Genomic DNA, 12,955 nt, shown 5'->3' with positions numbered 1-12,955 from the left:
TTCCCCAGTCAGTTCGCCGCCGCGGTCTGCGCGGAATTGATGGATGCGGTGACGTTGGTGACGAGCGCCTTGACCGACTGCGTGGTGGCGTCGAACACAGGCGCCGGATAGACGCCGAAGAAGATCACCAGCACCACCAGCGGGTAGATGATCGCCTTCTCGCGCGTCGACAGATCGAGCAGGTTCTTCAGGCTCTCCTTGGTCAGCGCGCCGAAGATCACGCGGCGGTAGAGCCAGAGCGCGTAGGCTGCCGACAGGATCACGCCGGTAGCGGCGAAGAACGCCACCCAGGTGTTGACCCGGAACACGCCGAGCATGGTCAGGAACTCGCCGACGAAGCCGCTGGTGCCCGGCAGCCCGACATTGGCCATGGTGAAGATCATGAACGCTGTCGCGTATTTCGGCATGTTGTTGACCAGCCCGCCATAGGCGTCGATCTCGCGCGTGTGCATGCGGTCGTAGATGACGCCGACGCACAGGAACAGCGCGCCGGAGACGAGGCCATGGCTGAGCATCTGGAACATCGCGCCCTGCACGCCCTCCTGGTTCATCGCGAAGATGCCCATGGTGACGAAGCCCATATGGGCGACCGACGAATAGGCGATCAGCTTCTTCATGTCCTCCTGCATCAGCGCCACCAGCGAGGTGTAGATGATGGCGACAACGGAGAGCGTGAAGATCAGCGGCGCGAACATCTCCGATGCCAGCGGGAACATCGGCAGCGAGAACCGCAGGAAGCCGTAGCCGCCCATCTTCAAGAGGATGCCGGCCAGGATGACCGAACCCGCCGTCGGCGCCTCGACATGCGCGTCGGGCAGCCAGGTGTGTACCGGCCACATCGGCATCTTCACCGCGAAGGAGGCAAAGAAGGCGAGCCACAGCCAAGTCTGCATGTTGGCCGGGAAGTTATGCGTCAGCAGCGTGGTGATGTCGGTCGTGCCGGACTGGAAGAACATCGCCATGATGGCGAGCAGCATCAGCACCGAGCCGGCAAGCGTATAGAGGAAGAACTTGAACGAGGCATAGACGCGCCGCTTGCCGCCCCAGACGCCGATGATGATGAACATCGGGATCAGGCCGCCCTCGAAGAAGACGTAGAAGAGCACGATGTCGAGCGCGCAGAACACGCCGATCATCAGCGTCTCGAGGATCAGGAAGGCGATCATGTAGGCTTTGACCCGCTTCTCGATCGCATCCCACGAGGCCAGGATGCAGAGCGGCATCAAGAAGGTGGTCAGGATGACGAACAGCATCGAGATGCCGTCGACGCCCATATGGTAGGAGATGCCCGAATCCAGCCAGGCGTGCTTCTCGATGAACTGGAAGCCGGCCTGCGAATTGTCGAAACCCTTCCAGATGAACAGCGACACCACGAAGGTGAACGCCGTCGTGATGAAGGCGATCGAGCGGATGTTGCGACGCGCGTTTTCGCTGTCGTCGCTGATCGGCAGAATGAGCAGAACACCAACCAGCGGCAGGAAGGTGACCAGCGAGAGGATTGGCCAGTCGGTCATCAGAGCATCATCCAGGTGACGAGAGCGGCCACGCCGATCAGCATGGCGAAGGCATAGTGGTAGAGGTAGCCGGTCTGCAATTTGACGACGCGGTTGGTGACGTCGACGACGCGCGCCGAGATGCCGTCGGGGCCGAGCCCGTCGATGATGGCACCGTCACCGGTCTTCCATAGGAACCGGCCGAGGCGCTTCGCCGGCCGCACGAAAAGGAAGTCGTAGAGCTCGTCGAAATACCACTTGTTGAGCAGGAAACCGTAGAGCAGGCGATGGTTGGCGGCGACGCTTCGGGGCAGTTCCGGCGAGCGGATGTAGAACTTCCACGCGATCGCAAAGCCGATGATCATGGCAATGAACGGAGCCAGTTCCACCCACAACGGCAATTCGTGGATCTCGTGCAGGATGTGGTTGTCCGGCAGCGTGAACAGCGAGGCCTTCCAAAACTCGGCATAGCCCTCGCCGATGAAGGCGCCGTGGAAGATGACGCCGGCAAACAGCGCGCCGGCAGCCAGCACATAGAGCGGCACCAGCATCACCGGCGGCGATTCATGCACGTGATGCATGACCTCGTGGCTGGCGCGCGGCTCGCCGTGGAACGTCATGAAGATCAGCCGCCAGGAATAGAAGCTGGTGAAGGCGGCGGCGATCACGAGCAGCACGAAGGCAAAGCCCGCGACCGCGTTGTGGCTGGCAAAGGACGTTTCGATGATGGCGTCCTTGGAGAAGAAGCCGGCGGTGCCGATCACCGTCGCCGGGATGCCGACGCCGGTCAGCGCCAGCGTGCCGATCACCATCATCCAGTAGGTCTTGGGGATGAGCGTCCTCAACCCGCCCATCAGGCGCATGTCTTGCTCGTCGGAGACGGCATGGATGACCGAGCCAGAGCCGAGGAACAGCAGCGCCTTGAAGAAGGCATGCGTGAACAGATGGAAGATCGCCGCGCCATAGGCGCCGACGCCGAGCGCCACGAACATATAGCCGAGCTGCGAGCAGGTCGAATAGGCGATGACGCGCTTGATGTCGTTCTGGACAAGGCCGACGGTGGCCGCGAAGAACGCGGTGAAGGCGCCGATGAAGGTGACGACGGTCAGCGCCGAATGCGACAGCTCGAACAGCGGCGAGAGCCTCGCCAGCATGAACACGCCGGCCGTAACCATGGTCGCTGCGTGGATCAGCGCCGAGACTGGCGTCGGGCCTTCCATGGCGTCGGGCAGCCAGGTGTGCAGCGGCACCTGCGCCGACTTGCCCATGGCGCCCATGAAGAGCAGCAGGCAGACCACCGTCAGCGCCGTATGCTTGTCGAGTGCGTAGCCTAGGAAGTTGAGCACCGCCGCGCCATGCTCGGCACCTTCGGCCGGAACGAAGGAGGCGGCATTGGCGAAGATGGTGCCAAGATTGACCGAGCCGAACAGCACGAACACGCCGAAAATGCCGAGCGCGAAGCCGAAGTCGCCGACGCGGTTGACGACAAAAGCCTTGATCGCCGCGGCGTTGGCGGAGGGCTTCTTGTACCAGAAGCCGATCAGCAGATAGGAAGCGAGGCCGACGCCTTCCCAGCCGAAGAACATCTGCACCAGATTGTCGGCCGTCACCAGCATCAGCATCGCGAAGGTGAACAGCGACAGATAGGCAAAGAAGCGCGGCCGGTTCGGATCGTGGTGCATGTAGCCGATCGAATAGATATGGACCAGCGCTGACACGGTGTTGACGACGACCAGCATCACCACCGTCAATGTGTCGATCCTGAGCGCCCAGGCGGCGTCGAGCCCGCCGGCCTGGATCCATCGCAGCACCGGCACGGTGAACACTTCGCCATGGCCGAAGCCGACGGTGAAGAAGGCGATCCACGACAGCACCGCCGAGATCACTAGGAAGCCGGAGGTGATGTATTCGGATGCCTTGGCGCCGAGCGAATTGCCGAACAGGCCGACAATCAGGAAGCCGAGCAGCGGAAGGAAGACGATGGCCTGGTACATGGTTGTTCCCGTCAACCCTTCATCTGGTTCACGTCTTCGACCGCTATCGAGCCGCGGTTGCGGAAGAAGACGACAAGAATGGCAAGTCCGATCGCGGCTTCCGCCGCGGCGACCGTCAGCACGAACAGGGCGAACACCTGCCCTACCAGGTCATGCAGCGCCGCCGAGAAGGCGACGAAGTTGATGTTGACCGCGAGCAGGATCAGCTCGATCGACATCAGGATGACGATGATGTTGCGGCGGTTCAAAAAGATGCCGAACACGCCGAGCGTGAACAGGATCGCCGATACGGTCAGATAATGCGCGATGCCGACGACCATCTTAGATACCCTCGCCCGACTTGACCTTGCGGATTTCCATGCCCGTTGCCGGCGTGCGGCCGACCTGGGCGGCGATCGACTGCCGCTTGACGCCTTCCTTGTGGCGCAGCGTCAGCACGATGGCACCGATCATGGCGACCAGAAGCACGAGGCCGGCGATCTGGAAGTAATAGAGATAGTCCGTGTAGAGGATGTCGCCGAGCGCCGCCGTGTTGGAGCGCGCGGCGAGGTCCGGCGTTGCCTTCGCCACCGTCGAGGCAAGCTGCGGCGCGAAGCTGTAGCCGCCGAGCACGACGATCAGCTCCGCCGCCAGGATCAGCCCGACCAGCGCGCCGATCGGCGCATATTGCAGCGCGCCCTGCTTCATCTCCGCGAAGTCGACGTCGAGCATCATGACCACGAACAGGAACAGCACCATCACTGCGCCGACATAGACGACGAGCAGGATCATCGCCAGGAACTCGGCACCGGTCAGCATGAACAGGCCGGCGGCGTTGAAAAAGGTCAGGATCAGGAACAGCACCGAATGCACAGGGTTGCGCGACGAAATGACCATGAAGGCCGACGCCACGGCGATAAAGGCGAAGAGGTAGAAAAAGACCGCCTCTAGTCCACTCAGCATGGGGTTCCCTCGGGTTCCTGTCCGAACACTGGCTCAGCGCCCCTGCTCGATGTCGCCGCCGCCTCCGGCTGGCAAAGTTGCGTGTTCCTATCGCATGTTCCGATCGGGTTGAAAGACCCGATCGGAACATGCGACACTCTTTTCATTCCGGAGGATGATCTGGTCCGAAAAGTCTGCAACTTTTCGGGATCATCCTGTGGACGAGGCCCCTCGCCCCGTCCATGTGTCAAATGTTAGCGATAGGGCGCGTCCAACGCGATGTTGCGCGCCAGCTCCCGCTCCCAGCGATCGCCGTTCGCGAGCAGCTTTTCCTTGTTGTAGTAAAGCTCCTCGCGCGTCTCGGTCGCGAATTCGAAATTCGGCCCCTCGACGATGGCGTCGACCGGGCAGGCTTCCTGGCAGAAGCCGCAATAGATGCACTTCACCATGTCGATGTCGTAGCGCACCGTGCGGCGCGTGCCGTCATTGCGGCGCGGGCCGGCTTCGATGGTGATCGCCTGTGCCGGACAGATCGCCTCGCAAAGCTTGCAGGCGATGCAGCGCTCCTCGCCGTTGGGGTAGCGGCGCAGCGCGTGCTCGCCGCGGAAGCGCGGGCTGGTCGGCCCCTTCTCGTGCGGATAGTTGATCGTCTCCTTCGGCGCCACGAACTGGCGCATCGACAGGAAGAAAGCGCTGACGAAATCCTTCAGCAGCAGCGCCTTTGCGGCTTGGGCAAGAGCGGACATCACGCAAACCCCGTGATCTTGAGGAAGGCCGCGGTAGCGACGACCATGAACAGCGAGATCGGCAGGAAGACCTTCCAGCCCAGCCGCATCAGCTGGTCGTAGCGGTAGCGCGGCACGAACGCCTTCACCATCGAGAACATGAAGAACACCAGGCAGACCTTGAGCACGAACCAGATCAGGCCCGGCACCCAGGTGAAGGGCGCGAAGTCGAACGGTGGCAACCAGCCGCCGAGAAAGAGGATGGTGGCCAACGCGCACATCAGGACGACGGCGACATACTCGCCCAGGAAGAAGAGCAGGAACGGCGTCGACGAATATTCGACCATGTGTCCGGCGACGAGTTCCGATTCCGCTTCCACCAGATCGAACGGCGGGCGGTTCGTCTCGGCCAGCGCCGAGATAAAGAAAACGATGAACATCGGGAAGAGCGACAGCCAGTGCCAGTCGAGGAAGGTGTTGGGCAGGCCGAGCTTGGTGCCGATGCCATCCTGCTGCGAGAGCACGATGTCGGAGAGGTTGAGCGAGCCGACGCAAAGCAGCACGGTGACGATGACGAAACCGATCGACACCTCGTAGGACACCATCTGCGCGGCCGAGCGCAGCGCACCGAGGAACGGATACTTCGAGTTCGACGCCCAGCCGCCCATGATCACGCCATAGACCTCGAGCGAGGAGATGGCGAAAACATAGAGAATGCCGACATTGATGTTGGCGATAGCCCAGCCTTGATTGACCGGAATGACCGCCCAGGCCGAGATAGCGAGCACCGCCGAAACCAACGGCGCCAGCAGGAAAACGCCCTTGTTGGCGCCGGACGGGATCACCGGCTCCTTGAAGACGAATTTCAAAAGGTCGGCAAAGGCCTGCAGCGTGCCCCAGGGGCCGACGACGTTCGGGCCGCGGCGCAGCTGCACCGCCGCCCAGATCTTGCGGTCGGCATAGAGCACGTAAGCCACGAAAATCAAAAGAACGACGATCAGCACGACCGACTTCAACAGGATCAGCAGCGCCGGCAGCACGTAGAAGGAAAAGAAGGTGTCCATGCTTATTCCGCCGCCTGCTTGAAGCCGCTCTTGGCCAGCGCCGAGCACTCAGCCATCACGGCCGAGGCCCGCGCGATCGGGTTGGTGAGGTAGAAGTCCTTCACCGGCGAGGTGAAGGTGCCCTTGCTCAAGCGTCCGCCGAGCTTCGCCGCCCTGGCAACGCCGTCGGCGCTGCCCGCCGCGACATGATCGACGCGGGCAAGATGCGGGTATTCGCCATAGAGCTTGGCGCGCAGCTGCGCCAGCGAATCGAACGGCAGCTTCTTGCCGAGCACATCCGACAGCGCCCGCAGGATCGCCCAGTCCTCGCGCGCTTCGCCCGGGGCGAAACCGGCGCGGTTGGTCTGCTGCACGCGGCCTTCCGTGTTGACATAGGTGCCGGACTTTTCGGTATAGGCGGCAGCCGGCAGGATGACATTGGCGCGGTGCGCGCCGGCGTCGCCATGCGTGCCGATATAGACGACGAAGGCGCCGCCGGTCTTGGCCATGTCGATCTCGTCGGCGCCAAGCAGGAACAGCAAATCCGTCGCGCCCAGCATGCCGGCGACATTCTTGCCGCCCTCGCCCGGCACGAAGCCGACGTCGAGCCCGCCGACTCTGGCCGCCGCGTTGTGCAGCACCGCGAACCCGTTCCAGTCGGCCGTGACGGCATCGACGGCCGTCGCCAGCCTTGCCGCCTGGCCGAGCACTGCTGCGCCGTCTGGGCGCGCCAGGGCGCCCTGGCCGACAATGATCAGTGGATGCGTCGCATTCTTCAGCACCTCGAAGAACCCGCCGTTGCCGTCGGCCAGGTCCTTCAAGGACTCTGGGCCGGCGCCGATGAGCTCGTAGTCATAGCGCGTGTCGCCGATCTCGCCGATGACGCCGATCGGCAGGTTGCCGACGCGCCAGCGCTTGCGGATGCGGGCGTTGAGCACCGAGGCCTCGAAGCGCGGATTGGCGCCGACGATCAGCACCGCGTTGGCCTGCTCGATGCCTTCGATGGTCGGATTGAAGATGTAGCTGGCACGGCCGAGCGACGGATCGAGTGCAGCGCCGTCCTGGCGACAGTCGATGTTCTTGGAGCCGAGCGCTGCCATCAAAAGCTTGAGCGCATAGATTTCCTCGACCGCGGCGAGGTCGCCGGCGATGGCGCCGATGCGCTCGGGCGCGGTCTTCGACACCTCGTCCTTGATCGCCGAAAAGGCTTCCGCCCAGCTTGCCGGAGCGAGCTTGCCGTTCTTGCGAACGTAAGGACGATCGAGGCGCTGGGTGCGCAGGCCATCCCAGATGAAGCGCGTCTTGTCCGATATCCACTCCTCGTTCACGGCCTCGTTGACGCGCGGCAGGATGCGCATCACTTCGCGGCCTCTGGAGTCGACGCGGATCGCCGAGCCGACGGCGTCCATGACGTCGATCGATTCTGTCTTGGTCAGCTCCCACGGCCGCGCCTGGAAGGCGAACGGCTTGGAGGTCAGCGCGCCGACCGGGCAAAGGTCGATGACGTTGCCCTGGAGCTCCGAGGTCATCGCCTGTTCGAGATAGGTGGTGATCTCGGCGTCCTCGCCGCGGCCGATCAGGCCGAGTTCGGAGATGCCGGCAACCTCTGTGGTGAAGCGGACGCAGCGCGTGCAGTGGATGCAGCGGTTCATCACCGTCTTGACCAGCGGACCGATATACTTGTCTTCGACCGCTCGCTTGTTCTCGTGATAGCGCGAGGAATCGACGCCGAACGCCATCGCCTGGTCCTGCAGGTCGCACTCGCCGCCCTGGTCGCAGATCGGGCAGTCCAGCGGATGGTTGATCAGCAGGAACTCCATCACGCCTTCGCGGGCCTTCTTGACCATCGGCGTATTGGTGAAGATTTCCGGCGCCTCGCCGTTCGGGCCCGGGCGCAAGTCGCGCACGCCCATGGCGCAGGAGGCCTGCGGCTTGGGCGGGCCACCCTTCACCTCGATCAGGCACATGCGACAGTTGCCGGCGATGGACAGCCGCTCGTGGAAGCAGAAACGCGGCACTTCCGCGCCGGCGTCCTCGGCCGCCTGCAGCAGCGTGTAATGGTCGGGTACCGTGATCTCTTTCCCGTCGACCTTGAGCTTTGCCATTCGCCTCAAACCCTCGCGGATTTCCCGCAATCTCTCGTTCCGGGCGCGACTGTTGCCGCGCCCGGCACTTCATCTCACGACTTGGCGGCCAGCGCCGCCGCTTGGGCAGTCCAGTCGTCGCGGCCGACGCGGCCGGCGAGCGACAGGTAATCCTCGACCCAGGCGATCTCTTCCAAGGTCCAGGCAGCGATCTGGTCGTAGGACCAGATGCCAAGGCCATTCAGCACCTTCTCCAGCTTCGGCCCGATGCCCGATATCGCCTTCAGGTCGGACGGCTTTGCCGGCTTGTCGATCGCCTTGGGCTGCCTGAAATCTTCCGGCATCAGACCGGTTGCGGCCGTTCCGGCTACCGTGTCGGCGCCTCTCGCGTCGAGCGCCTTCTCGGCGGTCGCGTTCGCCGCGATGTCGGTCACATCTCTGGCGAAGGTCTGCGCCTCGGCGATCAGCGTCTCGGCCGCCTTGCGCGCCTTGGACGAATTGTTGGCGGCTTCGGTCCGCGCCTCGAGATCGTCGAGGAATGGCTGGAGCATGCGCTGCGAGGCTTCGACTGCGCCGGAGAGCGCGCCCATCCAGACACCCAGGGCATGGTTGGCAAAGCCGATGCCTACCGCCGATATTGCAGCCACGCCCGCGACAGGATGCGCCATCAGGTTGACGGCGCTGGCCATCTCCCTCGGCATCATCTTGGTCAAGTCCTGGTTCATCTTCTCGAGTTCGTCCAAATAAGGCATCAGCGGGTAGGCTATCGAATACGGCGCCATAGACATCTCCTGGTCGTTTCTTCGTACGCCCCGCCCCTGCTTTTCCGTCCCGGGCGATGCCCGTCTTACAATCTATTCCGCCGCCACCATCACCGGCTCGACCCGGTGCGCGTTGCGCGAAAATTCGTCTATGCGGCGCTCCACCTCGCCGCGGAAATGCCGCATCAGGCCCTGGATCGGCCAGGCCGCGGCATCGCCCAACGCGCAGATGGTGTGGCCCTCGACCTGCTTGGTGACGTCGAGCAGCATGTCGATCTCGCGCTTCTGCGCTTCGCCGCGCACCAGCCGCTCCATCACCCGCCACATCCAGCCGGTGCCTTCGCGGCACGGCGTGCACTGGCCGCAGCTCTCATGCTTGTAGAAGTAGGAAAGCCTGGCGATCGCCTTCACGATATCGGTCGACTTGTCCATGACGATGACGGCCGCCGTTCCGAGGCCGGATTTGAGGTCGCGCAGCGCGTCGAAATCCATCGGCGCGTCGATGATCTGCGCGGCCGGCACCAGCGGCACCGAAGCGCCGCCCGGGATAACCGCGAGCAGATTGTCCCAGCCGCCACGAATGCCGCCGCAGTGTGTGTCGATCAGCTCGCGGAACGGGATCGACATCGCCTCTTCGAAGGTGCACGGATTGTTGACGTGGCCGGACACGCAGAAGAGCTTGGTGCCGGCGTTGTTCGGCCGGCCGAAGGACGAGAACCAGGCAGCGCCCCGGCGCAGGATCGTCGGCGCCACGGCGATGGATTCGACGTTGTTGACCGTGGTCGGGCAGCCATAAAGGCCGACATTGGCCGGGAATGGCGGCTTCAGCCGCGGCTGGCCCTTCTTGCCTTCGAGGCTTTCGAGCAACGCCGTCTCCTCGCCGCAGATATAGGCGCCGGCGCCGTGGTGCATATAGACGTCGAAGTCGTAGCCGGACGTGTTGTTCTTGCCGATGAGCTTGGCCGCATAGGCCTCGTCGATCGCGCGCTGCAGCGCCTCGCGCTCGCGGATGAACTCGCCACGCACATAGATGTAGGCAGCGACCGCGCCCATGGCGAAACCGGCGACCAACGCGCCCTCGACCAACGTATGCGGATCGTTGCGCAGGATGTCGCGGTCCTTGCAGGTGCCGGGCTCGGATTCGTCGGCATTGATGACGAGATAGCTCGGCCGGCCATCGCTCTGCTTGGGCATGAACGACCATTTCAGGCCGGTCGGGAAGCCGGCGCCGCCACGCCCGCGCAGGCCGCTTGCCTTCATTTCGTTGACTATCCAGTCGCGTCCCTTGGCGATCAGGCCGGGTGTATCGTCCCAGATGCCGCGCGCCTGCGCTCCGGCCAGCGACTTGTCGAAGAGGCCGTAGATGTTGGTGAAGATGCGGTCTTTGTCCTGAAGCATTGTTCGTCCCTCAGACCGGCTTCTTGCCGAAGACGCGGATGTATTCGGCTACGCCGCCCTTGGCGAGCGCCTTGGCCTGCTTCACCCAGTCGTCGCGCTCGATACGGCCGCGGAAATTGAGATAACCGTCAACCCATTCGCGCTCGGCCTTCCTCCACGCAGAGACCTGCGCGAAAGTGTAAATGCCAAGCGAATGCAGGATGCCTTCGATCTTCGGACCGACACCGGAGATCAGCTTCAGATCGTCGACTGTTGCCGGACGCGCGATCCCGGCCGGGCGGTTCTTGTCCTCTAGCGAAGGCTTGGCCGTCCTGGTCGCAGGCTGCTTCGCTTCCGGCGACTTGAAGGCGGAAGCCGGCTCGGCCTTGGCCTTCGGCCCGCTGCGCGGCTTCGAAACCGCCTCGACTTCCGGGGAAGCCTGGTTGGCATTGGCTGCGGAGTGGCGCGGCGCCCTGACGCTGGCCGCCTTCTCGGTGGCGGGCGAAACCTTGACCGACGACGGTGTCCTCAGTGCCGGACTGGTTTCGGGCGCGTCCGTTTTCGGCTTGCCGGATTTCGATGGCCCGACAGGGGCCGAGGGCGGCGCGGCAGGCGCCTGCGAAACGATGGCGGCGGATGCAGTCGCCGGCGCTGCGGCAGCGGCTTGCCTGGCTGCCTTCGCGGCGGCCTTGGCTTCCTTGTCGCGGGTGGACTTCAGGATTGCCTTCTCGCTCTTCAGCGTCGTCAGGCCCGCGGCCGGCTCCGAACCGGCGCGGCCGTTCTGCGGGCCGGGCTTCACCTCGGCGCCTTTGCCGGCTTCATAAAGGTCGATGATCTCCGCAAGGCGCTCCGGCGTCAGATCCTCGAACGTGTCCTTGAAGATCATGACCATCGGCGCGTTGACGCAGGCGCCGAGGCATTCGACCTCCTCCCACGACAGCGTGCCCTTGTCGTTGGTGTGGAACTGGTCGTGATGGATCTTCGACCGGCACACATCCATCAGCGCCTCCGAGCCACGCAGCATGCAGGGCGTCGTGCCGCAGACCTGGATATGGGCGCGGGTGCCGACCGGATTGAGCTGGTATTGCGTGTAGAAGGTCGCGACTTCGAGGCCGCGGATGCGCGGCATGCCGAGCATATCCGAGATCGTTTCGATCGCCGCCTTGGTGACCCAGCCTTCCTGCTCCTGCGCGATCATAAGCAGCGGGATGATGGCCGACTGTTCGCGCCCCTTCGGGTATTTGGCGATCCACTGCTCAGCCGCCGCCGCGTTCACCTCGTTGAAGGCGAAGGTAGCTGGCTGGACGCTGGCATCTGCGAGACGGCGGACTGACATTTAGCGATCGACCTCACCAAACACGATGTCGAGGGAGCCAAGCACGGCGGTGACGTCGGCCAGCATGTGACCGCGGCACAGGAAATCCATGGCCTGCAGATGGGCGAAACCGGGCGCGCGCAGCTTGCAGCGATAGGGCTTGTTGGTGCCGTCGGAGACCAGATAGACGCCAAACTCGCCCTTCGGCGCCTCGACGGCCGCATAGACCTCGCCGGCCGGCACGCGATAGCCCTCGGTATAGAGCTTGAAGTGATGGATGAGCGCTTCCATCGAGCGCTTCATCGCCGCGCGCTTCGGCGGCACCACCTTGCCGTCCAGGTTCGACACCGGTCCGGCGCTCTCCTTGCCGAGCAGAAGATCGACGCACTGGCGCATGATCTTGGCCGATTGGCGCATCTCTTCCATGCGCACGAGATAACGGTCGTAGCAGTCGCCGTTCTTGCCGATCGGGATGTCGAAATCCATCTCGGAATAGCATTCATAGGGCTGCGCCTTGCGCAGGTCCCAGGCGGCGCCCGAGCCGCGCACCATCACGCCCGAAAAACCCCAGGCCCAGGCGTCGGCCAGCGACACCGTGCCAATGTCGACATTGCGTTGCTTGAAGATGCGGTTGCCGGTGAGCAGCGCGTCGAGATCGTCAACCGACTTCAGGAACGGATCGATCCACTTGCCGATGTCCTCGATCAGCTTCTGCGGCAGGTCCTGATGCACGCCGCCCGGCCGGAAATAGGCTGCATGCATGCGTGAGCCGGAAGCGCGCTCATAGAACACCATCAGCTTCTCGCGCTCAACGAAGCCCCACAGCGGCGGCGTCAGCGCGCCGACGTCCATCGCTTGCGTCGTCACATTGAGAATGTGCGACATGATGCGGCCCATTTCGGAATAGAGCACGCGGATCAGCTGGCCGCGCTTCGGCACCTCGATGCCGAGCAGGCGCTCGGCCGCGAGCGCGAAGGCATGCTCCTGGTTCATCGGCGCGCAATAGTCGAGCCGGTCGAGATAGGGCACCGCCTGCAGATAGGTCTTGGCCTCGATCAGCTTCTCGGTGCCGCGATGGAGCAGGCCGATATGCGGATCGACGCGATCGACCACTTCGCCGTCCAGCTCCAGCACCAGACGCAAAACGCCATGCGCAGCAGGGTGTTGAGGCCCAAAGTTAATGTTGAAATTGCGGACGGAGATTTCAGCCATGGATCGCCCTTGGCGAATTGTGAATAGTGA

At 63.6% G+C, this 12,955-nt stretch carries 11 protein-coding genes; all 11 read right to left on the bottom strand.

Features of this window, described 5'->3' with window-relative positions; genetic code table 11:
- Window positions 1-8: 8 nt before the first annotated feature.
- A complete protein-coding gene (locus tag CK220_RS16995; RefSeq protein WP_095812630.1) occupies window positions 9-1,514 on the bottom strand; it encodes an NADH-quinone oxidoreductase subunit M in 1,506 nt (501 codons plus the stop codon).
- Window positions 1,514-3,487, bottom strand: a complete 1,974-nt coding sequence (gene nuoL, locus CK220_RS16990; protein ID WP_095812629.1) for an NADH-quinone oxidoreductase subunit L — start codon at window positions 3,485-3,487, stop codon at window positions 1,514-1,516. The genes CK220_RS16995 and nuoL overlap by 1 nt, the downstream gene beginning before the upstream one ends.
- An 11-nt stretch (window positions 3,488-3,498) precedes the next feature.
- Window positions 3,499-3,807, bottom strand: coding sequence for an NADH-quinone oxidoreductase subunit NuoK (nuoK, locus tag CK220_RS16985; RefSeq protein ID WP_066998791.1), 309 nt, complete (start codon window positions 3,805-3,807; stop codon window positions 3,499-3,501).
- Between the two features lies 1 nt (window position 3,808).
- Window positions 3,809-4,429, bottom strand: coding sequence for an NADH-quinone oxidoreductase subunit J (locus CK220_RS16980; protein WP_066998787.1), 621 nt, complete (start codon window positions 4,427-4,429; stop codon window positions 3,809-3,811).
- A 233-nt stretch (window positions 4,430-4,662) separates the two neighbouring features.
- Window positions 4,663-5,154: an NADH-quinone oxidoreductase subunit NuoI gene (gene nuoI, locus CK220_RS16975; protein WP_066998784.1), complete on the bottom strand. Its 492-nt coding sequence runs from the start codon at window positions 5,152-5,154 to the stop codon at window positions 4,663-4,665.
- Window positions 5,154-6,197: an NADH-quinone oxidoreductase subunit NuoH gene (nuoH, locus tag CK220_RS16970; protein ID WP_095812628.1), complete on the bottom strand. Its 1,044-nt coding sequence runs from the start codon at window positions 6,195-6,197 to the stop codon at window positions 5,154-5,156. The genes nuoI and nuoH overlap by 1 nt, the downstream gene beginning before the upstream one ends.
- 2 nt (window positions 6,198-6,199) lie before the next feature.
- Entirely contained in the window at window positions 6,200-8,281 is a 2,082-nt protein-coding gene (nuoG, locus tag CK220_RS16965; protein ID WP_095812627.1) for an NADH-quinone oxidoreductase subunit NuoG, read from the bottom strand.
- Window positions 8,282-8,355: 74 nt separating this feature from the next.
- Window positions 8,356-9,042: an NADH-ubiquinone dehydrogenase gene (locus tag CK220_RS16960; RefSeq protein WP_095812626.1), complete on the bottom strand. Its 687-nt coding sequence runs from the start codon at window positions 9,040-9,042 to the stop codon at window positions 8,356-8,358.
- Between the two features lie 72 nt (window positions 9,043-9,114).
- Entirely contained in the window at window positions 9,115-10,419 is a 1,305-nt protein-coding gene (nuoF, locus tag CK220_RS16955) for an NADH-quinone oxidoreductase subunit NuoF (protein ID WP_095812625.1), read from the bottom strand.
- Window positions 10,420-10,429: 10 nt separating this feature from the next.
- Window positions 10,430-11,734, bottom strand: a complete 1,305-nt coding sequence (locus CK220_RS16950; protein ID WP_095812624.1) for an NADH-quinone oxidoreductase subunit E — start codon at window positions 11,732-11,734, stop codon at window positions 10,430-10,432.
- Window positions 11,735-12,925 (bottom strand): NADH-quinone oxidoreductase subunit D, encoded by a 1,191-nt coding sequence (locus tag CK220_RS16945; protein WP_095812623.1) that lies wholly within the window; start codon window positions 12,923-12,925, stop codon window positions 11,735-11,737.
- Between the last annotated feature and the right edge of the window lie 30 nt (window positions 12,926-12,955).

Source organism: Mesorhizobium sp. WSM3860 (assembly GCF_002294995.1).
Taxonomy (GTDB): Bacteria; Pseudomonadota; Alphaproteobacteria; order Rhizobiales; family Rhizobiaceae; genus Mesorhizobium.
The sequence above is the reverse complement of the archived record's forward strand: the minus strand, read 5'-3'. Positions and strand labels throughout refer to the sequence as shown.

Bases quoted from the DNA above. Each gene is read 5' to 3' on its own strand.
- nuoI (WP_066998784.1), bottom strand. From the start codon at position 5,154: ATGTCCGCTCTTGCCCAAGCCGCAAAGGCGCTGCTGCTGAAGGATTTC.
- nuoG (WP_095812627.1), bottom strand. From the start codon at position 8,281: ATGGCAAAGCTCAAGGTCGACGGGAAAGAGATCACGGTACCCGACCAT.
- CK220_RS16995 (WP_095812630.1), bottom strand. From the start codon at position 1,514: ATGACCGACTGGCCAATCCTCTCGCTGGTCACCTTCCTGCCGCTGGTT.
- CK220_RS16945 (WP_095812623.1), bottom strand. From the start codon at position 12,925: ATGGCTGAAATCTCCGTCCGCAATTTCAACATTAACTTTGGGCCTCAA.
- CK220_RS16960 (WP_095812626.1), bottom strand. From the start codon at position 9,042: ATGGCGCCGTATTCGATAGCCTACCCGCTGATGCCTTATTTGGACGAA.
- nuoF (WP_095812625.1), bottom strand. From the start codon at position 10,419: ATGCTTCAGGACAAAGACCGCATCTTCACCAACATCTACGGCCTCTTC.
- nuoL (WP_095812629.1), bottom strand. From the start codon at position 3,487: ATGTACCAGGCCATCGTCTTCCTTCCGCTGCTCGGCTTCCTGATTGTC.
- CK220_RS16950 (WP_095812624.1), bottom strand. From the start codon at position 11,734: ATGTCAGTCCGCCGTCTCGCAGATGCCAGCGTCCAGCCAGCTACCTTC.
- nuoH (WP_095812628.1), bottom strand. From the start codon at position 6,197: ATGGACACCTTCTTTTCCTTCTACGTGCTGCCGGCGCTGCTGATCCTG.
- nuoK (WP_066998791.1), bottom strand. From the start codon at position 3,807: ATGGTCGTCGGCATCGCGCATTATCTGACCGTATCGGCGATCCTGTTC.
- CK220_RS16980 (WP_066998787.1), bottom strand. From the start codon at position 4,429: ATGCTGAGTGGACTAGAGGCGGTCTTTTTCTACCTCTTCGCCTTTATC.